Source organism: Methylobacterium sp. P1-11, from assembly GCF_008329595.1.
Classification (GTDB): Bacteria; Pseudomonadota; Alphaproteobacteria; order Rhizobiales; family Beijerinckiaceae; genus Methylobacterium.
The window spans coordinates 169,571-193,808 of the sequence record NZ_NPKS01000005.1; the positions used below are offsets into that span (position 1 = coordinate 169,571).

21 protein-coding genes are annotated in these 24,238 nt (G+C 68.9%); 10 read left to right on the top strand and 11 right to left on the bottom strand.

What is annotated here, in order from left to right; all coding sequences use genetic code 11:
- Positions 1-299 precede the first annotated feature (299 nt).
- The 6 genes from sucD to CIW48_RS07395 form a co-directional block, all read right to left on the bottom strand.
- A complete protein-coding gene (gene sucD / locus CIW48_RS07370) occupies positions 300-1,190 on the bottom strand; it encodes a succinate--CoA ligase subunit alpha (protein ID WP_149310227.1) in 891 nt (296 codons plus the stop codon).
- A 17-nt stretch (positions 1,191-1,207) separates the two neighbouring features.
- Entirely contained in the window at positions 1,208-2,386 is a 1,179-nt protein-coding gene (locus tag CIW48_RS07375; protein ID WP_149310228.1) for a malate--CoA ligase subunit beta, read from the bottom strand.
- A 239-nt stretch (positions 2,387-2,625) separates the two neighbouring features.
- A complete protein-coding gene (fchA, locus tag CIW48_RS07380) occupies positions 2,626-3,267 on the bottom strand; it encodes a methenyltetrahydrofolate cyclohydrolase (protein WP_149310229.1) in 642 nt (213 codons plus the stop codon).
- 10 nt (positions 3,268-3,277) lie between these two features.
- The gene (locus CIW48_RS07385; protein WP_149310230.1) at positions 3,278-4,141 is read right to left on the bottom strand and encodes an NADP-dependent methylenetetrahydromethanopterin/methylenetetrahydrofolate dehydrogenase; all 864 of its coding nucleotides are present in this window, start codon (positions 4,139-4,141) and stop codon (positions 3,278-3,280) included.
- 180 nt (positions 4,142-4,321) lie between these two features.
- Positions 4,322-5,266 carry a D-2-hydroxyacid dehydrogenase gene (locus CIW48_RS07390; protein WP_149310231.1) on the bottom strand — a complete coding sequence of 315 codons (945 nt, stop codon included), beginning with the start codon at positions 5,264-5,266 and terminating at the stop codon, positions 4,322-4,324.
- A 103-nt stretch (positions 5,267-5,369) separates the two neighbouring features.
- The gene (locus tag CIW48_RS07395; protein WP_149310232.1) at positions 5,370-6,578 is read right to left on the bottom strand and encodes an aminotransferase class V-fold PLP-dependent enzyme; all 1,209 of its coding nucleotides are present in this window, start codon (positions 6,576-6,578) and stop codon (positions 5,370-5,372) included.
- Positions 6,579-7,098: 520 nt separating this feature from the next.
- On the opposite strand from CIW48_RS07395, the gene CIW48_RS07400 reads away from it, so the two are divergent.
- From CIW48_RS07400 to CIW48_RS07410, 3 genes are read left to right on the top strand one after another with little or no spacing between them, the layout of a single operon-like run.
- Positions 7,099-7,914, top strand: a complete 816-nt coding sequence (locus CIW48_RS07400) for a UDP-2,3-diacylglucosamine diphosphatase (protein WP_149310233.1) — start codon at positions 7,099-7,101, stop codon at positions 7,912-7,914.
- An 11-nt stretch (positions 7,915-7,925) separates the two neighbouring features.
- Positions 7,926-8,972 carry a glycosyltransferase family 1 protein gene (locus tag CIW48_RS07405; protein WP_149310234.1) on the top strand — a complete coding sequence of 349 codons (1,047 nt, stop codon included), beginning with the start codon at positions 7,926-7,928 and terminating at the stop codon, positions 8,970-8,972.
- 38 nt (positions 8,973-9,010) lie between these two features.
- Positions 9,011-9,727, top strand: coding sequence for a ribonuclease HII (locus tag CIW48_RS07410; RefSeq protein ID WP_246695156.1), 717 nt, complete (start codon positions 9,011-9,013; stop codon positions 9,725-9,727).
- 110 nt (positions 9,728-9,837) lie between these two features.
- Here the strand turns inward: CIW48_RS07410 and CIW48_RS07415 are convergent, their stop codons facing one another.
- Positions 9,838-10,953 (bottom strand): PA0069 family radical SAM protein, encoded by a 1,116-nt coding sequence (locus tag CIW48_RS07415; protein WP_149310235.1) that lies wholly within the window; start codon positions 10,951-10,953, stop codon positions 9,838-9,840.
- Between the two features lie 155 nt (positions 10,954-11,108).
- On the opposite strand from CIW48_RS07415, the gene CIW48_RS07420 reads away from it, so the two are divergent.
- Both CIW48_RS07420 and CIW48_RS07425 read left to right on the top strand, forming a co-directional pair.
- Positions 11,109-11,639 carry a hypothetical protein gene (locus CIW48_RS07420; RefSeq protein WP_149310236.1) on the top strand — a complete coding sequence of 177 codons (531 nt, stop codon included), beginning with the start codon at positions 11,109-11,111 and terminating at the stop codon, positions 11,637-11,639.
- Between the two features lie 134 nt (positions 11,640-11,773).
- Positions 11,774-13,222: an amino acid permease gene (locus CIW48_RS07425; RefSeq protein WP_149310237.1), complete on the top strand. Its 1,449-nt coding sequence runs from the start codon at positions 11,774-11,776 to the stop codon at positions 13,220-13,222.
- Positions 13,223-13,306: 84 nt separating this feature from the next.
- Here the strand turns inward: CIW48_RS07425 and moaB are convergent, their stop codons facing one another.
- Positions 13,307-13,864: a molybdenum cofactor biosynthesis protein B gene (moaB, locus tag CIW48_RS07430; RefSeq protein ID WP_149310238.1), complete on the bottom strand. Its 558-nt coding sequence runs from the start codon at positions 13,862-13,864 to the stop codon at positions 13,307-13,309.
- 140 nt (positions 13,865-14,004) lie between these two features.
- Here moaB and maiA point away from each other — a divergent pair, with 140 nt between their 5' ends.
- The 4 genes from maiA (at position 14,005) to CIW48_RS07450 (ending at position 16,800) form a co-directional block, all read left to right on the top strand.
- The gene (gene maiA / locus CIW48_RS07435; protein ID WP_149310239.1) at positions 14,005-14,652 is read left to right on the top strand and encodes a maleylacetoacetate isomerase; all 648 of its coding nucleotides are present in this window, start codon (positions 14,005-14,007) and stop codon (positions 14,650-14,652) included.
- A gap of 128 nt (positions 14,653-14,780) precedes the next feature.
- Complete coding sequence (locus CIW48_RS07440; RefSeq protein ID WP_091778268.1) at positions 14,781-16,112, top strand: NAD(P)/FAD-dependent oxidoreductase; 1,332 nt, start codon at positions 14,781-14,783, stop codon at positions 16,110-16,112.
- 65 nt (positions 16,113-16,177) lie between these two features.
- Positions 16,178-16,489 (top strand): EthD family reductase, encoded by a 312-nt coding sequence (locus tag CIW48_RS07445; RefSeq protein ID WP_149310240.1) that lies wholly within the window; start codon positions 16,178-16,180, stop codon positions 16,487-16,489.
- Positions 16,486-16,800, top strand: coding sequence for a hypothetical protein (locus tag CIW48_RS07450; protein WP_149310241.1), 315 nt, complete (start codon positions 16,486-16,488; stop codon positions 16,798-16,800). Before CIW48_RS07445 ends, CIW48_RS07450 begins: the two co-directional genes overlap by 4 nt.
- A 33-nt stretch (positions 16,801-16,833) precedes the next feature.
- On the opposite strand, the gene CIW48_RS07455 is transcribed toward CIW48_RS07450, so the two are convergent.
- The 3 genes from CIW48_RS07455 to CIW48_RS07465 form a co-directional block, all read right to left on the bottom strand.
- Positions 16,834-20,163 (bottom strand): GAF domain-containing hybrid sensor histidine kinase/response regulator, encoded by a 3,330-nt coding sequence (locus CIW48_RS07455; RefSeq protein ID WP_149310242.1) that lies wholly within the window; start codon positions 20,161-20,163, stop codon positions 16,834-16,836.
- 23 nt (positions 20,164-20,186) lie between these two features.
- Entirely contained in the window at positions 20,187-21,491 is a 1,305-nt protein-coding gene (locus CIW48_RS07460) for an O-antigen ligase family protein (RefSeq protein WP_149310243.1), read from the bottom strand.
- Positions 21,492-21,601: 110 nt separating this feature from the next.
- Positions 21,602-22,609 (bottom strand): GTP-binding protein, encoded by a 1,008-nt coding sequence (locus tag CIW48_RS07465; protein ID WP_149310244.1) that lies wholly within the window; start codon positions 22,607-22,609, stop codon positions 21,602-21,604.
- 293 nt (positions 22,610-22,902) lie between these two features.
- Between CIW48_RS07465 and CIW48_RS07470 the strand changes: the two genes are divergently transcribed.
- On the top strand, positions 22,903-24,225 hold the full coding sequence (locus CIW48_RS07470; RefSeq protein WP_149310245.1) for an efflux RND transporter periplasmic adaptor subunit: 1,323 nt from the start codon (positions 22,903-22,905) through the stop codon (positions 24,223-24,225).
- The last annotated feature ends 13 nt before the right edge of the window (positions 24,226-24,238 follow it).

The window sequence follows — 24,238 nt, forward strand, 5'->3', positions numbered from 1 at the left end:
GCAAAGCGCCCTTCCCCTTCGTGGGGAGTGATACGCATCAGCCCGTGCCGGGCGCGGCGGGCCCCCTCTCCCGCGCGGGAGAGGGTTGGGGTGAGGGACGAAGCGCTTCAGGACGGAGCGCCGCATGGAAGCGCCAGTAGGGCACGCCTCCTCCGGATCATTCTCGCCCTCACCCTGTCCCTCTCCCGATCGAGAGAGGGGACCCACGCCGCATTCTACTAAGACCTTGCGGCTGACTCGACGGCGAGCGCGCGAGCCTCCGCGAGGGTTGGGGCGTCACGCTCTCGGATGCCGAGGCGCTACGCCGCCCGGGCCAGCACGTCGGCTACCGTTTGCCCGAACGAGCCCGGATCCGGCGCCACGGTCAGCCCGTAGGAGCGCATGATCTCGGCCTTCTCGGCAGCGCTGTCGCCGGCCGCCGAGATGATCGCGCCAGCATGGCCCATGCGGCGACCCTTCGGCGCGGTGAGCCCCGCCACGAAGCCGATCACCGGCTTCGACATGTTCTCGCGGATCCAGGCCGAGGCCTCGGCCTCCTGCGGGCCGCCGATCTCGCCGATCATCAGCACCGCGTCGGTGTCCGGGTCGGTCTCGAACAGGGCGAGGTGGTCGAGGAACGACGAGCCGTTGATCGGGTCGCCGCCGATGCCCACCGAGGTCGAGATCCCCAGCCCGAGCTCCTTGAGCTGCGAGGCGGCCTCGTAGCCGAGCGTGCCCGAGCGCGAGATGACCCCGACATTGCCCGGGAGGTAGATGTGCCCGGGCATGATGCCGAGCATCGCCTTGCCGGGCGAGATGATGCCGGCGCAGTTCGGGCCGACCACCATGGTCCGCTTCTCTTTCGGGTAGCGGTACAGGTAGCGCTTCACCCGCATCATGTCCTGGGCGGGAATGCCGTCCGTGATCGAGCAGACCAAGCGCAGCCCGGCATCGGCCGCCTCCATGATGGCGTCCGCCGCGAAGGGGGGCGCCACGAAGGTGATCGAGGTCGTGGCGCCGGTCGCCGCCACGGCCTCCTTGACGGTGTTGAACACCGGCAGGCCGAGATGGGTGCGCCCGCCCTTGCCCGGGGTGACGCCGCCGACGACGTTCGAGCCGTAGTCCAGCATCTCCTTGGCGTGGAAGGTGCCCTTGTCGCCCGTGATGCCCTGGACGATGATCGGGGTGGTCTCGTCGATGAGGATGCTCATGGCGCGGTCTCCCCCTCTCAGTGCTGCGTCTTGGCGGCGGCGCAGGCGTCGACCGCCTTCTTGGCCGCCTCCGCCAGGGTGTCGGCGGTGATCAGGTCGAGGCCGCTCTCGGCGAGGATCTTCTTGCCCGCCTCCACGTTCGTGCCGGCCAGCCGGACCACCAGCGGCACGTCGATCTTCACCTCGTGGGCGGCTTGGACGACGCCCTCGGCGACCCAGTCGCAGCGGTTGATGCCGGCGAAGATGTTGACGAGGATCGCCTTCACGTTCCGGTCGGAGAGCACCAGCCTGAAGGCCGTGGCCACCCGCTCAGGGGAAGCACCGCCGCCGACATCCAGAAAGTTCGCCGGCTCACCGCCCGCGTGCTTGATCATGTCCATGGTGGCCATGGCGAGGCCGGCGCCGTTGACGATGCAGCCGATCTCGCCCTCAAGGCCGATATAGCTGAGGTTGTGCTCCGCGGCCTGGGCCTCGCGGGGGTCGCCCTGGGACGGGTCGTGCATGTCGGCGATGCCCGGACGGCGGAACATCGCGTTGTCGTCGAAGCTCATCTTGGCGTCGAGCGCCAGCACCCGGTCGTCCTTGGTGACGACGAGCGGGTTGATCTCCAGCATGGTGCCGTCGCAGTCGCGGAACGCCCGGTAGGCGTTCATGATCGTCTTCACCGCGGCCGAGACCTGCTTGATGTTGAGCCCGAGCTGGAAGGCGATCTCCCGCGCCTGGAACTGCTGCAGGCCCACCGCCGGCTCGACGACCACCTGGATGAGGGAGTCGGGCTCCTTGGCGGCGATCTCCTCGATGTCCATGCCGCCGCGCTGGCTGGCGATGACCCGGACGCGCTCGGCCTTCCGGTCCAGCACGTAGCCGAGGTAGAGTTCGCGCTCGAACGGGTCGGCGGTCTCGACGTAGACCCGCTGCACCGGCTTGCCCTCGGGGCCGGTCTGGTGCGTGACGAGGCGCTTGCCCAGCAGGTCCTTCGCGGCGTCGCGGACCTCGTTGTAGGTCCGGCACAGCTTGATGCCGCCGGCCTTGCCGCGGGCGCCGGCGTGGATCTGTGCCTTCACGGCCCAGAACGAGCCGCCGAGCTCGGTCGCCGCGTAGACCGCCTGGTCCGGACTGAACGCGATGGCCCCTTTCGGGACGGCCACGCCGAAGCTCGCAAGAAGCTCCTTGGCCTGATACTCGTGGACGTCCATTCGGCGCCTCCTCCGCGGTTCGTTGCCGCCGTTGACGCCCTTCACTTTAGTTGAGTCGAAAGATTACGCCCGTCAAATTTTTTAAGGCGCTGATTGACCGAGACTTTTTCGCGACCGCAGCACGGATCGTCGTCTATATATTGCAATGCAACATACAGAAAAACAACGAGGCCGGGGCATGATGCACCCGGCCTCGACTGTCGATGCTTTGCCGGCACCCGGATCGGGCGCCGTGCGCGTCAGTTCACCTTGGCCTTCACGACCGCGTAGACCTTCTCGCTAAGCGTGCCGGCTTCCGAGAGCAGATCTTCCAGCTCCTTCAGCCGCTCGTCGGCGAAATCGCGGTCCTCGAGTCCCTTGGCGTTGACGTAGACGTTGAGGGCCGCGCTGCGCAGGCCGGCATAGGCGGAGAGCACCGCCACACCGGCGTCCGACACGACGTTGAGGTTGCCCTTGTCGGCGGTGATCGCCGCGAGGTCGATCACGGCGCGGCAGGCCCGGCAACAGGCGAGCGGCACGTCGCAGGCCGTCTTCAGCGCCGCCTGGATCTTCTCCGAGCGCGTCGCCTTCTCGTCGTCGGTGGTCTTCGGCAGTCCGTAGGCGCCCATCACGGCATCAAAAGCCTGCACGTCCTCGCCGATCATGCCGGTCAGCGCGACCCGCAGGCCCTCGGACTTGGCGAGCACGTCCTTCAGCTCGGCCTCGACCTCGACGTACTTCTTCTTGCCGATGGTGAGGTTGCAGACCATCGACACCAGGGCCGCGCCCATGGCACCGGAGATCGCCGCCGCGCCGCCGCCCCCGGGGGTCGGGGCAGCGCTCGCCAGCTCCGTCAGGAACGTCTCGATGCTGTCGGTCTCGGGGCGATGCGTCTCGGTCACCGGCGCCTCCTCAGGCCATCGTCTTGGCGAGGGCGTAGATCTCCTCGGCGTCGAGCACCTTGTCGGTGCTCTCGAAAAGCTGGCCGACGCACGCCCTGTGCAGCTTGAGCTTCAGGCCGCCGATGCCGAGGGCTCCGAAGGCCTGCTTGCCGTTGCGCTCCTTGCCCTTGTCCATCACGTCGATGCCGCCGATGCCGGTCGGGGGCTGGGCGTTGTAGTCGGCGACGAATTCGATGGACGATTCCTGCGCCCAGGCGGCCTCGGGCAGCAACTCGACGCCGATGGCGCCGGCCGTGAACACAAGGTTCGTGCCCTTCACCAGGGCGACGCGGGAGGCCTCGTCGGGGGTCGCGGCGGCCTTCACGTTGACCTTGAAGCGCTTGTTGATCTGGTCCGCGGCGGCCTGGGTCTTGTCCAGGGCACGGCCCGCGATGGTGACCTCGGCGCCCTCGCCCGCGAGGAGCGCGGCCGAGCGCATGCCGACCGGGCCGGTGCCGGCCAGCACGACGGCCTTCTTGCCCTGGAGCGAGCCCGCGGCCTTGGCCACAAGGGCGACGCCGGCGGCGGCCGTGGTGTTGGAGCCGTTGGAATCGAGCATGACCGAGACGCGGAACGGGCCGAAGAAGCGCTTCTTGACCGCGGTGAACAGCTCTTCGCCCGCCGCCATGCTGCCGCCGCCGACGAAGATCGCCGTCGACTTCTTCTCGGAGCCGCCGCGGGTGTAGATCGTGCCGTCCACGAGCGCACCGACATTGTCGGGGTTAACGCCGCCGTAGCCGGTGATGTGGTCGGCGCCGCCGTCGTAGCCAACGACCGTGTCGAACACGTTCGGCACGGCATCGGTGTCGAACAGGAACAGCAGCTTCTTCGTCATTTCCTACCTCGGCCCTGGGTGGGCATCATCCAAGTGAACACTCCACCCCGTCGTTCCGGGTCCGCGAAGCGGAGCCCGGAATCCAGACGCTCAGGTGGTTCTCGGCCGACATCGTCGGCGGCACCGGGGTCCGGGCTCGCCAGCGGCGCCCCGGAGTGAAGGCGCGCGATACGCGCCGCCTCAGCTCTCGACCACGTTCTGCGGCTTGCCCGCCACGAACGCCTCGACGTTGTCGACGAGCTGGTCGGCCAGGATCTGCATCGCCTCCTTGCTCGCCCAGGCGACGTGCGGCGTCACGATCAGGTTCGGCAGGTCGGCCTCGCACAGGATGTTGCCGTCCTTCGGCGGCTCCTGGGCCACCACGTCGAAGCCGGCGCCCGCGATGGTGCCGTCCTTGAGCGCTTCGAGAAGGGCCGCCTCGTCCACGAGCCCGCCCCGGGCCGTGTTGATGAGGATGGCGCTCTTCTTCATCTTCTTGAGTTCGGCGGCGCCGATCATCCCCTTCGTGTCGGGGGTCAGCGGGACGTGCAGCGTGATCACGTCGGACTGCGTGAGGATCGTCTCGAAGTCGACCAGCCCGTCCTGCGGGAACACGTCGTAGGCCAGCACCTTCATGCCGAGAGCCTCGGCGCGCTTGGCAATCGACTTGCCGAGCGCCCCGTAGCCGACGATGCCGAGTGTCGAGCCGGCGATGTCGTAGATCGGATAGTCGAAGTAGCAGAACTGCTTGGACTTCGCCCAGTCGCCGCGCCGCACCGAGTTGGCGTAGGGCACGATCGCCCGGCGCAGGGCGAACATCAGACCGACCACGTGCTCCGGCACGGTGTTGAACGCGTAGTTGCGGATGTTGACGACGGTGACCCCTTGCGCCTTCGCCTGGGCCTTGTCGACCACGTCGGTGCCGGTGGCGGCGACCGCGATCAGCTTCAGGTCGGGGAGCTGCTTCAGCGTCTCGGCCCTCATCGGGACCTTGTTGATCAGCGCGATCTCCGCCCCCTGGAGGCGGGAGACGATCTCTTCCAGCGTCCAGGTCGATTCGTGCTCGACGTATTCGTGCGGGAAGTTGAACGGTCGGACCCTGGCATCGAGGGATTCACGATCCAGGAACACGATCTTCTTGGTCATAGAACCCCTCTCGGACGACGGGCGGTTTCCTCAATAGTCTTGGTCTTACTTGCGCGTCGGGGCGGGCCCGGCAACCCGGCCCCGCCCCGATCGCGTGCGCAGATTACGCCTTATGCAGCGGATTCTCGCGCAGGTAGCTGGAGGCGGCGGCGACGCCCGAGCCCGGTGTGACCTTGATGCCGCAATCGAGCATGGCCATCTCGGCGCCCGCGATGGCGCCCAGCAGCGACAGCTCGTTCAGGTCGCCCAGGTGACCGATGCGGAACACCTTGCCGGCGACTTTCGACAGGCCGGCCCCGAGCGAGAGGTTGTAGCGCTCGTAGGCGTGGGTGATCACCTTGGCGGCGTCGGCGCCCTCCGGCACCACGATCGCCGTGACCGTGTCGGAGTTCCACTTCGGCTCCTTGGCGCAGGGCTTGAGGCCCCAGGCCGCAACGGCCTGGCGGGTCGCCTCGCCGAGCACGTGATGGCGGTGGTAGACGTTCTCCAGACCCTCCTCCTTCACGATCGCCAGGGCCTCGCGCAGGCCGTAGAGCAGCGGCAGGACGGGGGTGTAGGGGAAGTAGCCGGTGGCGTTGGCGGCCAGCTGGTCCTTCCAGGCGAAGTAGGCGTGGCCGAGCCGGTCGTTGCGGCCGGTGCCGCCCTCGGCGATCTTGAGCGCCTTCGGGCTGATGCAGATCAGGCCGAGGCCGGCCGGCAGCATGAAGCCCTTCTGCGAGCCCGCGATGGCGCAATCGACCTTCCAGTCGTCCATGTAGAACGGCAGCGAGCCGATCGACGAGATGCCGTCCACGAACAGCAGCGCCGGGTGGCCGGCGGCGTCGATCGCCTTGCGCACCGCGCCGATGTCGCTGGTGACGCCGGTGGCGGTTTCGTTGTGGACGACCATCACGGCCTTGATGGCGTGATCCTTGTCGGCCCGCAGCGCCTCCTCGATCTTCTGCGGATCGGCGCCGGCGCCCCACTCCTCGTCCTGGACGATCACGTCGAGGCCGAGGCGCTGGGCCATGTCGACCCAGAGGTGGCTGAACTGGCCGTAGCGGGCGGTGAGCACCTTGTCGCCGCGGCAGAGGGTGTTGGACAGGGCCGACTCCCAGATGCCGGTGCCCGAGGACGGGAACAGGATCACCGTCCCGTTGGTCGAGCCGAACACCATCTTGGAGTCCTGCAGGAGCGGCTTCACCAGTTCGGGGAAGCTCGGCGAGCGGTGATCCTCCGACGGCACGTGCATGGCGCGCAGGACACGCTCCGGGATGTTGGTGGGGCCCGGGATGAAGAGGTGGTTGCGACCGGGGCGCCGGGTTGCGGCCATGATGTTTCCTCCGAATAGTCCGTTGTGGGCGAGCGTGAACCCGCGCCGGGTTGTTCAAGCATCGTCAGGGAGTCGGTCCGGCGCCGTCGAAAGCGGCTCGCGCCGCACCCCCTCGAACGCCATCCTCTGCCGTGATTGGGGGGCCTCCGCGGAGCGGCAGGCGGCCTCACGCCGCTCGCGTCGCGGCACGCCCCCGCGCGCCGGTCGCCTCCGAAATGCCGTCCCGTCCAACGGCCTCAGGGCCGTCCTCGCCGCCTTCCTGTCAAGGTCCGGCCGAGCTCGTGCCGAGCCGCCGGTTCCTGGTATTATGAGGCGGCGGGCCTGGAAAGGAAAACCGGAAAAACTTCCGGAACTTGGCAAAAAAATTTTTTGTGCGACGCAACGAAGTCGAGCCGCGGTTGAGAGGCTTTGCGGCACCGCACACCGAAGTCTTCCCGCATGCTCACGGCCCCGCGTCATCAAACTGAGATGCGATCGCGCTCTGGATCCCGGCACCGTACAGCCGCCGGGAGAGAGTGCCGTGGCCGAGGTTGAGGAGATGCCGGTCCGGGTTCGGACGTTGTTCCTGTCCGACCTGCATCTCGGCACGCGCGGCTGCCAGGCCGGCCTGCTGCTGTCGTTCCTAAAGGATTACGACGCCGATACGATCTACCTCGTCGGCGACATCGTGGATGGCTGGCAGCTCCGCTCCGGATGGTACTGGCCGCAGGAGCACAACGACGTCGTGCAGAAGCTCCTGCGCAAGGTCCGCAAGGGGACGCGCATCGTCTACCTGCCGGGCAATCACGACGAGTTCCTGCGCGACTATGTCGGCACCAGTTTCGGCGGGATCGAGCTGGCCGAGACCGCGATCCACCAGGCGGCGGACGGCCGCCGCTACCTCGTGATCCACGGCGACCAATTTGACATGGTGGTGCGCCACTCGCGCTGGCTCGCCCATCTCGGCGACGGTGCCTATACGCTGGCTCTGTCCCTCAACACCGTGATCAACAAGGCGCGGCGCCGCCTCGGCCTGTCCTACTGGTCGCTATCCGCCTGGGCGAAGCTGCGCGTGAAGAACGCCGTGAGCTTCATCGGCCGTTTCGAGACGATCCTCGCCGAGGAGGCGCGCCGGCAGGGCGCCGACGGGGTGATCTGCGGCCACATCCACCACGCGGCCGACCGGCCGATCGGCGACCTGCGCTACCTCAATACCGGCGACTGGGTGGAATCCTGCACCGGCCTCGTGGAGCATTACGACGGCCGCATCGAGGTTCTGCACTATCCGAGCCTCCTTCGGGCGCGGGAAGCCGAGGCCGTGCCGCAGCCCCTGCCGGGCCGGCGCGCGGTGGCGTGAGGTCACCGCCCGTGAAACTCCTCATCGCCAGCGACGCGTGGCATCCTCAGGTCAACGGCGTCGTGCGCTCCCTGGAGCAGATGGTCCGCCGCGCGCCAGAGCACGGCTTCGCGACGGCCTTGCTCTCCGTAACGGATTTCCGTTCGCTGCCGCTCCCGGGCTATCCGGAGATCCGCCTCGCTTATGCGGGGCGCGAGCGGGTGGCGGCGCGTTGGAAGGCGGAGCGGCCGAGCCACGTGCATATCGCCACCGAGGGGCCGGTCGGGCTCGCCGCCCGGCGACACTGCCTCGCCCACGACCTCCCCTTCACGACGAGCTACCACACGCGCTTTCCGGAATATCTCGCGGCCCGGGCGCCCGTGCCGGAAGCGTGGTCCTATGCGTATCTGCGCCGGTTCCACGGCGCCGCCCGAGGCACCATGGTCAGCACCGCCTCGCTTCAGGGCGAGTTGGCGGCGCGCGGTTTTGGCCGGCTAATGCGCTGGACCCGGGGCGTTGACACGGAGCGGTTCCGGCCAGCCGAGCCGGGGACGCGAGTACCGGCGGAACTCGCCGGCCTGCCCGGGCCGCTGTTCCTCTATGTCGGGCGGCTGGCGGTGGAAAAGAACGTCGCGGCCTTCCTGAGCCTTGATCTGCCCGGCACGAAGGTGGTGGTCGGCGACGGGCCGGACCGCGCGCGCCTGCAGGCGCTCGCGCCGGAGGCCCGCTTCCTCGGCACCCGCACCGGCGGGTGCCTTGCGGCAATCTACGCCGCCTGTGACGTCTTCGTCTTCCCGAGCCTTACCGACACGTTCGGCATCGTGCTCCTGGAGGCCCTGGCCAGCGGCCTTCCGGTGGCGGCCTTCCCGGTGCCGGGCCCGAACGACGTCGTCGGCGGCACGCGGGTCGGCGTGCTCGATCCGGATCTGCGGGTTGCCGCGCTGGCGGCGCTGCGGCTGTCGCGCACCGAGTGCCGGGCCGAGGCCCTGCGGTGCGGCTGGGACGTGAGTGCCCGGCAGTTCTTCGGCAACATCATCGAGGCGCATGGCGGCGCGCGGGGTACGCGTGACGCCGCCTGACGCGTGACGGCGTCCCCGTGGAATGGCAGGACGGATCCATGCCGCCCGCGAAGTTGCCCCCCACGCCCGCCCCCAAGCCGATGGACGCCCGTTCGCCATTCGATCCGGCCCGGGCTGCCGCGTATCCGACGGTGATCGGCTGCGACGAGGTCGGGCGCGGCGCGCTCTGCGGTCCTGTGGTGGTGGCCGCGGTCTGGTTTGATCCGGCGGCGATCCCGGCCGATCTGCTCGCCGCCCTCGACGACAGCAAGCGCCTCCCGGAGCCGGCCCGGAACCGGCTGGCGCCCTTGATCCGTGCCCATGCCCGGGTCGCGGTGGCGGCGGGCTCCCGTGCCCTGATTGATCGGATCAACATCCGTGGTGCGACCCTCGACGCGATGGCGCGGGCAGTCGCCCGGCTCGGTCTCGACGCGCCCGTGCTGGTCGACGGGCGCGACGCCCTGCCCGGCCTCCCGGGCCGCGCCGTGGTGGGCGGCGACCGCGTGGTTCCGCAGATCGCCGCCGCCTCGATCGTCGCCAAGGTGTTCCGCGACCGGATGATGCGGCGCCTGGCCGGACGCCATCCCGGCTACGGCTGGGAGCGCAATGTCGGCTACGGCACGGCCGTCCACCGCGCCGGCCTGACGCAGCTCGGCCGCAGCCCGCATCACCGGCTCAGCTTCACCCGGGCCTTCGACGAGCCTGGCCGGATGGGTCACGCGGCCCAGACGCCGCTCAGACAGCGCTCGAGGTCGGCGGTCAGCGACTCCGACTGACGCACCAGCGCTGTCGCGCCCAAGAGCCGGTGATCGGCTGCCGGGCGGCTGACGAGCCGATCGACTTCGCCGGCTCCGTCAAGGCTTGCGGAAGAGCCGGCTTGATCGCGTCAGAACAGTGCCAGCTGCGTCCCCGGCTTGCGGAAAGCGTCGCGATTCAACGCGATCCTCCCGAAGGCGAAACCGAGCCGTGTGCCGGCGAGCCGAACCCGCTGGCCGATCATCGCCGCGTAGGCCCCCTCTCCACGGAAACGGTGGCCGAAACGCGGGTCGTTCTCGTGGCCACCCCGAGCCTCGCGCAGGAGTGCAAAGGTCCGATTGCTGCGCTCGGGGTAATGCTCGGCGAACCAGTCCGCCATGAGGTCGGCGACCTCACCGGGAAGCCGGAGAAGCGCGTGCCCGATACGGCTTGCGCCGTTCTCGCGTGCCCGGCCGAGAATCGCCTCGATCTCATGGTCGGTCAGGCCGGGAATGATCGGCGAGACGTTGACCATGACAGGCACCCCTGCCGCGCTCAGTGCCCGCATCGCCGCGAGCCGCTTCTCCGGCCGGGGCGCCCGCGGATCGAGGCGGCGCGCGAGGTCCGGATCCAGCGTCGGCAACGAGACCGCGGCTAGCACCAGGTTCTCCGCCGCCATCTCAGTCAGGATATCGAGGTCGCGCAGCATGAGGTCGGACTTGGTGGTGATGCTGACGGGATGGCGGGCCTCCCGCAGCACCTCCAGCACCGCGCGGGTGAGCCGGTGCTCGCGCTCGACCGGCTGATAGGGATCCGTGGCTGTGCCGAGGGCGATCGTCTCGGGTCGGTAGCCCGGCGCGGCGATCTCGCGGGCAAGCAGCCGCGCGGCGTCCGGCTTGGTGAAGATCCGCGACTCGAAGTCGAGCCCCGGCGACAGGCCGAGCCAGGCATGGGTGGGGCGCGCGTAGCAGTAGATGCAGCCGTGCTCGCAGCCCCGATAGGGATTGATCGATCGGTCGAATGGAATGTCGGGCGAGCTGTTGCGGGCGATGATCCGGGCGGACCGCTCCGGGGTGACCTGCGTGCGCAGCGGCGCCGGAGCGTCCGCCATCCAAGTCTCGTCGTGGAACGCCTCGCGTCGGGACGGCTCATACCGGCTTGTGGGATTGGCCGTGGCCCCGCGGCCGCGCCGCGAGTCCTGAGGCGCCGCGCTCGCGCCGAGTCGCGGTAAGGTTCGGGATGGGAACCCGTCACGCCTATGTCCCATGACGATTCTCCCATTCAGGCCCGCCTCAGGACATATAGCGAACACTCTGAGGTCGAATGCCTCTTTTCCAGGCAAACTCAGCTTTGCCGCCTTTCCGAATAGCGGCGCATTCGCCCAGAGGCGGAAGGGCGGTTTACGGCGCCGCAGAATCGTCTATGCGCGCGCTCATGCTCTCCGCCGTGACCTATCTGGCCGACCCGGCCGATCCGGACGCGATCGATCGCTTGGCCGACACGCTGAGCGTGCTCGTCTCCGGCGTGGCCGGCGGCCTCGTCGGCGATGCGGTGATCGTCTCGGGCCGCGCGAGTGAGGCCGTGGCGGCCGTCGCGGAAGCCACGGGCGCCACGCTGGTGCTGCACCGGAGTGGGAATCCCTACGCCGTCGGCGCTGCCGCGGCCCGGCGGGATTGGGTTCTGTGCCTGGAAGCCGGGGACGTTCCGGCCGAGGGCTGGATCCGCACCCTGGACCGCTTCGTCGGAACTGCGCGGCCTGAGACGACGCTCGGCCGCCTGCACCGTCCGGCCGGGAGCTGGCTCAGTCGCCTCGTCAGGCGCATGGAACGCGTCGTCGGCGCCCGACAGGCCAGGGCCGGAGATGTCGTACGGCGCGAAGCCCTGCGCGCCGGGGGTGTATTGACGACGCGCCTCAAGGTCAGACCGTTGATTGCGCGGATTGAACGCGCCTGACTGGAAGAATCTTTCACCGTCGCGCGTTGTTGTCGGTCAATCCGCCTCTAGAACTCCTCAAGCGCGGCAGGAATTTTGCTACCTCAGCAGGCGTGGACACGGGCCGACCCACCCCGGCCTTGAAGGATGGTGCCATGGATTCGTCGGGCCTGATGGGCCGCAAACCGCTCGACGACATCGTCGAGAGCGGTGAGGGCGAACAGCAGCTCTCGAAGTCGCTGGGCGCCCTCTCGATCACCGCCATGGGCATTGGCGCCATCATCGGCGCCGGCATCTTCGTTCTCACCGGCACCGCCGCGGCCCAGTATGCCGGGCCGGGAATCATGCTGTCCTTCGTGCTGGGCGGCATCGCCTGCGCCTTCGTCGGCCTGTGCTATTCCGAGATGGCCGCGCTGATCCCAGTCGCTGGATCGAGCTACACCTACACCTACGCAACGCTGGGCGAGTTCTTCGCGTGGCTGATCGGGTGGGACCTGATCCTCGAATACGCCATGGGCGCCGCCACCGTGGCGGTGGGCTGGTCTGGCTACGTCACCAGCATCCTGAAGGATGTCGGGATCGTGATCCCCGCCCAACTCGCGAACGCACCCGGCACGCCGATCGACGGCGGCGGAACCGCGCTGTTCAACCTGCCGGCGGTGCTGATCGTGGCGCTGATCACGATCCTGCTAATGCGCGGCACCAAGGAATCGGCGCGCTTCAACAACATCATGGTCGCGGTGAAGCTCACCGTGGTGGTCGCCTTCATCGTCCTGGGCTGGGGCCATGTCGACACCGCGCATTGGAGCCCGCTCATCCCGCCCAACGACGGCACCTTCGGGCATTACGGCTACAGCGGGATCCTGCGCGGAGCGGGCGTGGTGTTCTTCGCCTTCATCGGGTTCGACGCGGTCTCGACCGCCGCCCAGGAAGCGCGCAAGCCCCAGAAGGACATGCCCATCGGCATCCTTGGCTCGCTGGCGGTCTGCACGATCCTGTACGTGCTCGTCGCCGCCGTGCTCACCGGGCTGGTGCCCTACAAGGAGCTGAACGTCCCGGACCCGATCGCCAAGGGCGTCGACGTGATCGGCATCGGCTGGTTCGCCCTCCTGATCAAGCTGGGAGCGCTGACGGGGCTGACGACGGTCATTCTCGTCCTGCTCTACGGCCAGAGCCGAATCTTCTTCACCATGGCCCAAGACGGCCTACTGCCGAAGATGTTCTCCCACGTCCACCCGACCTACCAGACGCCCTATCGCAGCCAGGCGCTGATCGGGGGCGCGGTCTCCGTCGTGGCGGCCCTGGTGCCGATCCACATTCTCGGCGAGATGGTGAGCATTGGCACCCTCGCCGCCTTCATTCTCGTCTGCGGTTCGGTACTCTACCTTCGGCGGACCGAGCGCCACATGAAACGGCCGTTCCGGGCGCCCGCCGTGCCGATCGTGCCGATCCTCGGCATCCTGTTCTGCCTGCTCCTGATGATCGGCCTGCCCCTCGACACGTGGCTGCGGCTCGTGATCTGGATGGCGGTCGGCCTCGTCGTGTACTTCTTCTACAGCCGCAAGCACTCGGTCCTGCGCCGGAAAGAGGGGAATGCGGCGTAGCGCCGAGCGACCGGGTGCGCATCGTCCCCACGGCGATCCGCTATCGCGGGCCGCCGCACGCGAGCCTGGAATGCGGGCGCATTTTCATACCGCGACGCTCGCCCCGCGCCGCAGGTGCTCGTCGAGCCGCGGCATGATCTCCACGAAATTGCAGGGCCGGTGCCGGTAATCGAGCTGCTGGGCAAGGATCCCGTCCCAAGCGTCTCGGCAGGCTCCGGGGGAGCCCGGAAGCACGAACACGTAGGTCGCCTGCGCGACCCCTGCGGTGGCACGCGACTGCAGGGTCGAGGTACCGATCTTGTCGTAGGAGATCCGGTGAAACACGGCCGAGAAGCCGTCCATCCGTTTCTCGAACAGCGGCTCCAGCGCTTCCGGGGTGACGTCGCGGCCGGTAAAGCCGGTGCCGCCGGTGGTGATCACCACGTCGATGCCGGGATCGCGCAGCCACGCCTCCACCCGCTCCCGGATCGCCGGGACCTCGTCCGGCACGATCGACCGGGCCGCCAAATGGTGCCCCGCCTCGGTGAGACGCTGGCTCAGGGTATCCCCCGAGCGGTCGTCCTCCGGACGGCGCGTGTCGGAAACGGTCAGGACCGCGATGTTCAGGGGGATGAAGCGGCGGGCGTCGGTCTGATCGGCCATCGTACGGGCTCTCCGGAGCAGGAATCCGATATGGGCCGGCCGGGGCCGCTTGTCGCCCCCGGCTGCCGCGTCCACGTTCCTCTTGCGGGCCGCCGCAAACTCGGCTGTGCTCTCCGGGTCCCGTCGGAGATCGCTCCCCCATGCACATGTACGGCAACTGGCGCTCGGCCGCAGCCTTCCGGGTGCGGATCGCCCTGAAGCTGAAGGGCGTCGCGTACGAGGAGACCTTCATCGACCTCGACGCGGGCGACCAGCGCAAGCCGGAATTCCGCACGATCAACCCGCAGGGCGCCGTGCCGGCGCTGTTCGACGGCGACGGGCCGCCGCTCACCCAGTCGCTGGCGATCCTCGACTACCTGGAGGAGACGCGGGGCGGCGTGCGCCTCCTGCCCGAGGAGCCCCGGGCGCGGGCGCGGGCCCGCTCGCTGGCCCAGGTGGTCGCGTGCGATACCCATCCGCTCTACGTGCCTCGAGTGCGAACCTTCCTGATGGAGCATTACGGCCTGCCCCGGGAGCGCATGCTGGATTTCCTGCGCAACGCCTTCGAGACCGGCCTCAGGACCCTGGAAACGCGACTCGCCACCGAGCCGGGGACGGGACGGTTCTGCCAGGGAGATTCGGTGAGCCATGCCGACCTCTGCCTCGTCAGCCTCTGGGTCGGGACCGGCATCTTCGGTATCGATACCTCCGCCTACCCGACGGTCGCGCGAATCGCCGAGGCTTGCCTCGCCCTTCCCGCAGTCGCGGAGGCACACCCGTTGCGTCAACCCGGCGCACCGTCGGCGTGATCGCACTCCGCGCGCTCGTGACTTGGCGCTCGTGACGTGGAGCCGCGGCAAGGGGATGTGGAATTCGGCAACCCAGGCCGTGTAAGGAGGCCGGCGGTTAATCCCGGTCCGGGGAAGAAAGAGTGTCGATGGCATCCGTCGAGAACGAGTCCGGCCTGCATCGTGTCGTGGTTGTCGGCGGTGGCGCTGCCGGCCTCCAGCTGGTGACGAAGCTCGGCGACAAGCTCGGGCGCGGCAAGCGCGCGCACATCACCCTCGTGGATCGCGCCCGGACGCATATCTGGAAGCCGCTGCTCCACGAGGTGGCAGCCGGCAGCCTCGACGTCGGCCACCATGCGGTGGATTACCTGCACCACGCCCACATGCACGGCTTCCGCTATCGGATCGGGCGCATGACCGGGCTCGACCGGGAAGCGCGCACCATCCAGCTCGCGGCGAGCTACGACGCAGAAGGGCGCGAGGTGACGCCTGAGCGCGCCGTCCCCTACGACACGCTGGTGATGGCGGTAGGCTCCACCACGAACGATTTCGGCACGCCGGGCGTCGCCGAGCACGCTATTGCCCTCGACACCCAGGACCAGGCGGTCCGCTTCCACCAGCGCCTCGTGAATGCCTCGCTGCGGGCGCACACGCAGGTCGGCCCGGTCCGGCCCGGTCAGCTCCACGTCACGGTGATCGGCGCGGGCGCCACGGGAACCGAACTCGCCGCCGAGCTGCATCGGACCCTCCGCCACGTCGTCGCCACCGGGCTCGACAAGATCGATCCGGGCAAGGACATCCGCATCACCCTGGTCGAGGCCGCCGACCGGATCCTGCCGGCCGTGCCGCAGCGCCTCTCGGCGGAGGTGCTGCAGCTCCTCAACAAGATCGGTGTCGACGTGCGCGTGAAGGCGCGGGTCACCGAGGTGCGCGCGGACGGCGTGCAGCTCGCGGACGGCACCTTCATCCCGTCCGAGCTGGTCGTCTGGGCGGCGGGCGTGAAGGCGCCGCCCTTCCTGCAGGGCATCGGCGGCCTGGAGACGACGCGGACCAACCAGCTGGTGGTGACGCCGACGCTGCAGACCACCCGCGACCCCGACATCTTTGCCATCGGCGACTGCGCCTATCTGGTCGAGGCGGGCTCCGACACGCCGGTTCCACCCCGCGCTCAGGCGGCCCACCAGCAGGCGAGCCACCTGATCGGCCAGATCCAGGCCAAGATCGACGGAAAGCCGCTGAAGCCGTTCCGGTACAAGGATTTCGGCTCGCTGGTCTCCCTCGGCGAATACTCGACGGTGGGCAGCCTGATGGGCTTCGTCCGCGGCAAGAACATGCTCATTGCAGGTCTGTTCGCCCGGATGATGTACCGCTCGCTCTACAAGATGCACGAGCGGGCGCTCCACGGCACGGCCAAGACGGTGCTCGACACCCTGGCCCGCGCGCTCACGCGGCGCACCGAGCCGCGGGTGAAGCTGCACTGACCGTCGCCGTACGACCCGAGGACGAGCGCCCGGTCTGTCCGGGCGCGACACACGAAGGAAACGCCATGATCCTGGTAAGCGTGATGTATCCGGCCGGCCCGAGCTTCGACATGGGCTACTATCTCGGCCACCATATGCCGCTGGTGCGCGAGCGCTGGTCCTCCCTCGGCCTTCACGACGCGAAGGTCGTCAAGGGCGCCGGCACGCCGGACGGCGGCACCGCCCCGTTGCAGGTGATGGCCCTGCTGACCTTCGAGTCGGTCGACGCCTTCAAGAAGGCCGTGGCGGCCCATGGCGAGGAGATCTTCGCCGACATCCCGAACTTCACGGCGGCGCAGGCCCAGGTCCAGATCAACGACTTTGCGGAAAGCCCGTGATCGACATCGTCAAGGCCGTACAGGAGGCCGATCCGAGCCTCGGCACCTACGTGGTCGTGTTGCGCACTGACGCCCGGGCCCTCGACGGCCCGGAGCGCTTCACGCCGGAGGCGCGAGCCTGGATCGCCGACAAGGCGCCCAGCGGCCGGCTCGCCCGGGTGCGGATCCTGCTCGCCCCCTTCCCGGGCGCGGAGCCCGCCGAGCGCGAGGTCACCGTGGCGGCCTTCGGCGACGCGCGGGAGCTGGCTGCGTTCGCGACGACCTGGACCGGCGACCCGCTGTCCGAGACCGACGAGGCGGAAGACCTTTGAAGGAGAAGCGGCGCCCGCGGGCGCCGCTTCGAGTCAGGCCGCGCGCAGCTGCCGGATGGCGCGGAGCGCCGTCGCCCGCTGGATTTCCAGTCGGCGGATCAGCGGCATCAGGTCGGCGCCCGCATGGGCGGCAGCCTCGACCTCGCGGCACAGGCTCGACAGGCCGACGAAGCCCAGGAGCCCGGCGGCCGCCACCAAGGCGTGCGCGTCGTGGGCGATCTGAAGACGGTCGGTCTCGCTCGGCCGGAACCGCTCGGACAGCTCGTTGGCCAGGAGATCGAGCAGCGCTCCCACCCGGTCGGAGCCGAAGCTCGCCCTAATGTCGGTGAGCACCGCCGCATCGAGAACTGCGGTATCGATGTCCGGCAGAGTGCACGGACCGTCGTCCCGCGCCGGGCGGCGCGCCCCCGGGGTCGTCCAGCGGCTGATCGTGGCAAAGAGGTCCGCTCGCCGGAACGGCTTACCGACATAATCGTCCATCCCGGCTTCGCGTAGTTCTTCGATCTGCGCGGGCAGCACGTTGGCGGTCATGGCCACGATCGGGATATCGCAGGCGGGCGGCGCCAGCGCGCGGATGCGGCGGGTTGCCGTGAGCCCGTCGACGCGGGGCATCTGGACGTCCATCAGCACGAGATCGTAGGCTCGACCGGCCGCGACCGATGACCCCACCGCCGTGATCGCCTCGGCGCCGTCCCCGGCAACATCCACCCTATAACCCTGGGATTCCAGAACCGCGCAGGCGAGTTCCTGGTTGAGCGGCACGTCCTCGACAAGGAGCAGCCGAAGCGCTGCACTCGGCACATCCCCGGCCACCGAAGCCCGCGGCGGACGCAGCGCCGCACCCGCATCGGCCTGGATCCCCATGGTCTCGGCGCCGTGCCCGCCCCGGGGCAGAACCAGCCGGAACCAGAAGGTCGAGCCCGCCCCCTCGCGGCTCTCGACGCCGATCTCGCCTCCCATCAGTGTCACGAGGTGTCGGGAGATCGCGAGACCGAGGCCGGTGCCGCCGAAGCGCCGGCTGATCGACCCATCGACCTGGCTGAACCGCTTGAACAGCCGGTCCTGCTGTGCCGGCGCGATGCCGATGCCGGTATCAACCACGGCGAACCGGATCGCGTCGCCGGGCCGGCCGTCGGGAGTGATGCCGTCGCCTTCCCGCTCCACGGTCACGGTGACGGAACCCACGGGCGTGAACTTCACGGCATTGTTCAGGAGATTGAGCAGAACCTGCCGCAGGCGTCCGGCGTCGCCGATCACCAAGGTCGGCACGGCCGGATCGATCCGGGCCTCGATGGCGAGGCCGCTATGGAGCGCGCTGCCCCGCATGATCGAGACTGTGCCGTCCACGATCGGCACCAGCGGGAAGATGACCGGATCGAGGGTAAGTTCGCCCGCCTCGATCTTCGAAAAGTCGAGGATGTCGTTGACGACCGTGAGGAGCGCCGCTCCGGAATTCTGGATCAGCTCGAGGCGGCGCCGGTCCTCGCTCTGGATCGCATCGCCATCGAGCAACAGCTCGGCATAGCCGAGGATGCCATTGAGCGGGGTACGGATCTCGTGGCTCATGGCCGCGAGGAATTCGCTCTTGGCCGCGCTCGCGCGCTCCGCCTCGGTGCGGGCCGCCTCCGCATCCCGGGTGGCCGTGCGCAGGGCCGCCTCGACCGCCTTGCGCTCGGTGATATCGAGATGGAGGCCGACCATGCGCTGCGGGTTCCCCTCGGCCCCGCAAAGCGTGCGCCCGCGCGCGTAGAGCCAGCGCGCGCCGACGCGGAATTCGGCCGCGTAACCGGTACCGGACTCGACGGCCCGCCGGATCTCGGTCCAGACATCGGCGGCGTCTTCGGGATGGATCAGCGCCGTCCAGTCGGAAGCCGAGATCGTGTGGGCGGCGCCCGTATCCGGCAGGCCGTGCATTCGAGCGCTCTCCGGGCTCAGGACGGCCAGACCGGTGCGCATGTCCCAGTCCCAGGTACCGGCCTCGGCGGCGTCCAGGGCAATGCCGAGCAGGCCACGGGCCTCCTCGACGGCGAGCCGCGCCGTGATGATGTCGTCGACGTCGAGCGCGGTCCCGAGCCACTCTGCCACCGCGCCGTCCGCCGGATCGAGGCGGATCGGGATCAGAGAGAGCTTGTGCCACCGGTAGACGCCGTCATGGCGCCGGATCCGCCACTGACCGCTGTACCCTGTGCCGGTCTCGACCGCTCGGGTCCAGGCCGCCTCCATGGCGGCGGCATCCTCCGGATGATTTCGGACGAGGCGCTCCGCGCGCTCGGGGCCGATTGGCCCGTAGTAAGTCTGGAACTGCGCGTTGACGTAGGTCGCCTGCCCGTCCCCGACGCGCATGGTCCAGACCAGGAGCGGCAGCGCCTCGGCGAGGCCGCGATAGCGAAGCTCGCTGCGGCGGACCTCGTCCTCGGCGCGTCGACGCTCTGTCACGTCGATCAGCACGCCGGAAAGGCCGGCGCTCTCGCCCTCCCCCCGGGCCATGCCGCGGACGACCACGTCGCGGAGTTCGCCGCCGGGCCGCAGCAGCCGGGCCGCAAACTCGAACCGTTCCCTGCGGGCGATCGCGTCGGCGACGATCGCCTCAAGCCGGGCGCAGTCATCGGGATGATAGAGCTGCGAGAAGGCGTCGAGGCGCGGCGGCGGCGTCGCGGGGTCGCGGCCAGCGATTGCGTACAGGCTGGCCGACCAGACCGGCTGACCATTCGCGAGTTCAACACGCCAATTCCCGACGCTGGCGAGTTGCTCGGCCATGGTGAGCTGGTGGTCCGCCGCTTCCTGGGCGCTGGCCCTGGCGTTGATCTCGCGGTGCTGCTCCCGGATCAGCGCCTCGCGGATCGCCGCCTGCTCGATCTCCCGGTCGCGCCGCACATTGGCCTCCGTCAGGCGCAGATGCGCCACGACGATCTCGGCCAGGTCGCGGAAGGCGGCCGCATCCTCGGGCGAGAAGCCGGCACGGGGCTCGGGGTCGGCGACACAGAGGGTTCCGATCCGCAGACCGGGCTGAAGGCTCAGGGCGATACCCGCGTAGAACCTGATCCCGTGCGGGGCAGCAGCGACGGGCAGATCGCGGAAACGCGCATCGCGCCGGGCGTCGGGGACGACGAGTAGGGCGTCGCTCCGAATCGTGTGCTGGCAGAAACTCTCCTCCCGCCGCATCGTGGTGGGCATCGCCTCGCAGGGTGTCTTGAGCCATTGACGCTCGTCGTCCAGGAAGGCCACGAACGCGGTGCGCACGCCGAACAGGCGGCGGGCCGTCCGGCAGACCGCGTCGAAATGCGGCTCGGACGGAGTCCCGAGGATGGCGAGGGCGTTGAGCGCCTCGAGCCGGTCGGCCTCGTTGTCCGGCTGTGTGTTCACGTACCGTCCTCGGGTGCGGATCGTCAGCTCGGCCGCAGCCGAGCGATGCCGCGCCTAGCGCCGCGTTTCAAGCGCGCCTGCCTGCAGAGCGCGCCCGCGCGTAACCGCGCGGCCTCCAGCGCCCAGACCATGCCCAGCATCATGTAGACGTGGCGCCACTTCTCGATGTCGATCTGGACGGCCTGCAGGAAGAACATCAGCAGCGCCGGCCAGACGATCTGGGCATGCGCCCGGAACGGCGACGGCCGCGCCAGGAGCCGGAACCCGACGAGGCCGGTCGTTACCACGAGGCCGATGAACACCGCGCCCCCGAGCCAGCCGCCATTGGCGAAGGAGCCGATATAGGAATTGTGCGGCTCGAGCCCGAAGGTCAGCCGCCAGTGCATCGGCCCCATCCCGAACGGCCGCTCGAGCAGCATGGCGAAGCCGCGGATCTGGTTGCCGAATCGGCCGGTCTCGCCCTGGTCGTAGTCCTGGGTCAGGGCCGCCCGGGTCTCGAACATCTTGTGCACATGGTCGACCGAGAGCAGCCCGATCACCGCGACGGTGCCGAGGACGATCGTCGCGAGGGTCAGGAGCACGATGCGGCGGCGCAGGCGCGGGGATGCGCTGCCGGCATAGACCGACCCCACCATCAGGAGCACCGCCACGACGCTCCCGCCCCAGGAGCCGCGCGAGAACGACAGGAAGATGCCGGCCACGATGATCAACAGGCCGGCGAGGGACACGAGCGGCCGGCGGGTGGTGCCGGTGAGCAGGCCGTGCATCAGGTAGAGGGCGCCGAGCGTCAGGAACGAGCCGAAGACGTTCGGGTCCTGGAAGGTGCCCGAGGCCCGGTCGTATTTGTAGAACAGGTCCTCGATCCCGAGCCATTGTAGGTAGCCGACGATGCCCAGAGCCGCCGAGAATACGCAGCTGGCCGTGTAGGCCTTGAGCGCCAGTTCCATCCGGGCGTGCGTGTCGTCCGCGAAGAACATGGCGAAGAAGATGCAGGTGACCGAGAGGTAGATCAGCTGCACCGTCCAGGTGACCGGGAAATCCTCATTCAGGTACGGCATCAGCGCCATGACGATGGCGGCGAGGTAGAGCAGGAGGAGCACGACCAGGGGCACCGCCCCGCGGTGCAGCCGCACGCCGAGGCAGAGCCAGAGCAGGATCGTGGGAATCGCGACCGCGTCGTAGGGGGAGGTCTCGGAGAAGGCGAAGCAGGCGAAGAAGATGAACGCCGCGAACAGCGCCTTGGCCAGCCCCTCGATGGCCACGATGAGCGGGAAACCGCCCGCCGACCCGGACGGAACCGGGCCTGCGGGCGCTGCGGTGTGGGCCATGGATACGCGGGCTCCACGGGCCGGTTACGCTGGCCCGCACCGTCCGTAATGCCATCCAAACGTTGAGAATCGCCTTAGTGGCGGCCGCCCCGTGGAGGCGCCCCGTCACCTCAGGCGCGGCAGGCCTCGAACCCCTCCTTGATCGCCGCCGGATCGAGGTTGCGCCCGATGAACACCACCCGCGAGACCCGCTTCTCGTCCTTGCCCCAGTCGCCCTGCACGTCGCCGTCGAGGATCATGTGCACGCCTTGGAAGACGAAGCGCTTCGGCTCGTTCGGGAAGGCCACGATCCCCTTGCACCGCAGGATGTCCGGACCCTGCGACTGGGTCAGGTTCGAGATCCAGGGCATGAACTTGTCCGGATCGACCGCGCCCTCGATCTTCGCCGAGATCGACCGGATGTCGGAATCGTGATGGTGGTGGTGCCCCGCCTCCAGGAAGTCGGGCTCGACGTCGAGGATGCGGTCGAGGTCGAAGGCGTTGCGCTCGAGCACCGCGTCGAGCGGCACGGCGCAGTTCTGCGTGCGGTGGAGCTTGGCCAGCGGGTTGATCGTGCGGATCTCAGCCTCGACGCGGTCGAGGTCGGCCGGGGAGACGAGGTCGCTCTTGTTGAGCAGGATCACGTCCGCGAAGGCGATCTGGTTCTTGGCCTCCGGCGCATCCTTCAGGCGGTCGGACAGCCACTTGGCGTCGGCCACCGTCACTACGGCGTCGAGGCGGGCGGCCTCGCCGACATCCTGGTCGACGAAGAAGGTCTGCGCCACGGGGGCCGGGTCAGCGAGGCCGGTGGTCTCGACGATGATCGCGTCAAACTTGCCCCGGCGCTTGACCAGCCCGTCCATGATCCGGATCAGGTCGCCGCGCACCGTGCAGCAGACGCAGCCGTTGTTCATCTCGAACACCTCCTCGTCAGCGCCGACGACGAGGTCGTTGTCGATGCCGATCTCGCCGAACTCGTTGACGATCACGGCGTAGCGCTTGCCGTGATTCTCGGTGAGGATCCGGTTGAGGAGCGTAGTCTTGCCCGCGCCGAGGTAGCCGGTGAGCACGGTGACCGGGATCTTGCCAGCGGCTGAGCCGGATGCGGCCGGGGCTGAAGCGTTGCTCGTATCGGACATGACGGGTTCTTCGCTGACAGATGCGGGATCGAGCGGGTCTGGACCCGCGAGCGTTGTCATATTGTAACAAACTCCGTCAAAGAAAGACGGGGCCACACGGTTTCGCGACTGAGGCGCCGGATCGATTGCCTGTCTGACAAACTTTGCTCTAGGCACGCGGTGCTGCAGGAATCATCCCGCGGCGCGCCATAGAAAAGCACCAGCGATCGCATTGATGTAGGCGCCGTCCTGGCACGAATCGTACTCTCATCAATCAGCCCGGTCTCTTGGCCCGGGCCCAGAAGATCATCCGCATGGACGCCCGAAATCCGCTGGACCAGGACGAGGCCGTCACCCTGTCCGCACGCAAGCGCCGGTGGCCCGGCCTCCTGGTCGTTGCCGTCCTGCTCGCTGTCGCGTCGGCCGTGGCGTTTGCGTTCCCCGAGAGAACCCGTGAGACCGCCTCGAACCTCGTCGCCGCGCTGACCGGGCTGTTCGCGCCGGGCAACCCCGACCCGGGCATGGATGTGGAGAAGGCCGGGCCGGTGGAGCGGGTGTTCCGGCCCACCAAGGAGCAGCGCGCCGCCTTCGAGATCCTGCCGGTCGCCAACCTCGTGTTCCGGCCCGAGGGCTCCGCCGAGGGACGGATCGCCCTCAATGAGGACGACAACGTCCCGGTGGTCTCCCCCTATGCAGGCCGGGTGACGAAGGTCCTGGTCCGCGCCGGCGACGACGTGAAGGCCGGCGACGTGCTGCTGACGCTCGAGGCCACCGACATGGTTCAGGCGCAGAACGACTATCAGGCGGCCGTGAACAACCTCCAGAAGCAGCAGGCGCTCCTGAAGCTCGACCAGACCATCGCGCAGCGCCAGCAGGAGCTGTTCCAGGCCCACGCGACGGCGCTGAAGGACTACCAGTCGGCCCAGAACGACGTCATCGCCGCTCAGAGCGACCTGAAGACCGCCGAGGGCGCCCTCGACGCGGTGAAGAACCGCCTGCGGCTGCTGGGCAAGACCGACGCCGAGATCGCCGCCTTCGAGAAGAAGGGCACGATGAGCCCCGAGACTCAGATCCGGGCGCCGATCCCCGGGACGATCGTCCAGCGCAAGGTCGGCATCGGACAGTACCTCTCGGCCTCCAGCGACCCGGTCTTCGTGATCGGCGACCTGTCGACGGTCTGGCTCGTGGCCAACGTCCGCGAGAGCGAGATCCCGCGGATCCGCATCGGCCAGGAGGTCGAGGCGAAGGTGGCGGGCTTCGGCGCGCGGGTGTTCAAGGCCCGGGTGAACTACATGGCCTCCAGCCTCGACCCGGCGACGCGGCGGCTCGCGGTGCGCAGCGAGGTCGACAACCCGGACCGGGTGCTGCGCCCGGAGATGTTCGCCACCTACACGATCATCACCGGCAAGGGTGAGCCGAGCCCGAGCGTGCCGGTGGCGGCCATCGTGTACGAGGGCGACCGCACCCATGTCTGGGTGGCGCGGCCCGACGGGGCCGTCGAGGCGCGCGACATCAAGCTCGGCCTGATCAACGGCGACAACGCCCAGGTCGTCCAGGGCCTGCGCGCGGGCGAGCAGGTCGTCACCCGGGGCGCCCTGTTCATCGACCGGGCGGCCACCGGCGACAAGGCGTCCTGAGCGGGATCCGGTC

Excerpts from the sequence above, each read along its gene's own strand:
- sucD (WP_149310227.1), bottom strand. The coding sequence starts at position 1,190 with ATGAGCATCCTCATCGACGAGACCACCCCGATCATCGTCCAGGGCATC.
- CIW48_RS07375 (WP_149310228.1), bottom strand. The coding sequence starts at position 2,386 with ATGGACGTCCACGAGTATCAGGCCAAGGAGCTTCTTGCGAGCTTCGGC.
- CIW48_RS07385 (WP_149310230.1), bottom strand. The coding sequence starts at position 4,141 with ATGACGAAGAAGCTGCTGTTCCTGTTCGACACCGATGCCGTGCCGAAC.
- CIW48_RS07390 (WP_149310231.1), bottom strand. The coding sequence starts at position 5,266 with ATGACCAAGAAGATCGTGTTCCTGGATCGTGAATCCCTCGATGCCAGG.
- CIW48_RS07395 (WP_149310232.1), bottom strand. The coding sequence starts at position 6,578 with ATGGCCGCAACCCGGCGCCCCGGTCGCAACCACCTCTTCATCCCGGGC.
- CIW48_RS07410 (WP_246695156.1), top strand. The coding sequence starts at position 9,011 with ATGCCGCCCGCGAAGTTGCCCCCCACGCCCGCCCCCAAGCCGATGGAC.
- CIW48_RS07415 (WP_149310235.1), bottom strand. The coding sequence starts at position 10,953 with ATGGGACATAGGCGTGACGGGTTCCCATCCCGAACCTTACCGCGACTC.
- CIW48_RS07420 (WP_149310236.1), top strand. The coding sequence starts at position 11,109 with ATGCGCGCGCTCATGCTCTCCGCCGTGACCTATCTGGCCGACCCGGCC.
- CIW48_RS07425 (WP_149310237.1), top strand. The coding sequence starts at position 11,774 with ATGGATTCGTCGGGCCTGATGGGCCGCAAACCGCTCGACGACATCGTC.
- moaB (WP_149310238.1), bottom strand. The coding sequence starts at position 13,864 with ATGGCCGATCAGACCGACGCCCGCCGCTTCATCCCCCTGAACATCGCG.
- maiA (WP_149310239.1), top strand. The coding sequence starts at position 14,005 with ATGCACATGTACGGCAACTGGCGCTCGGCCGCAGCCTTCCGGGTGCGG.
- CIW48_RS07440 (WP_091778268.1), top strand. The coding sequence starts at position 14,781 with ATGGCATCCGTCGAGAACGAGTCCGGCCTGCATCGTGTCGTGGTTGTC.
- CIW48_RS07445 (WP_149310240.1), top strand. The coding sequence starts at position 16,178 with ATGATCCTGGTAAGCGTGATGTATCCGGCCGGCCCGAGCTTCGACATG.
- CIW48_RS07460 (WP_149310243.1), bottom strand. The coding sequence starts at position 21,491 with ATGGCCCACACCGCAGCGCCCGCAGGCCCGGTTCCGTCCGGGTCGGCG.
- CIW48_RS07465 (WP_149310244.1), bottom strand. The coding sequence starts at position 22,609 with ATGTCCGATACGAGCAACGCTTCAGCCCCGGCCGCATCCGGCTCAGCC.
- CIW48_RS07470 (WP_149310245.1), top strand. The coding sequence starts at position 22,903 with ATGGACGCCCGAAATCCGCTGGACCAGGACGAGGCCGTCACCCTGTCC.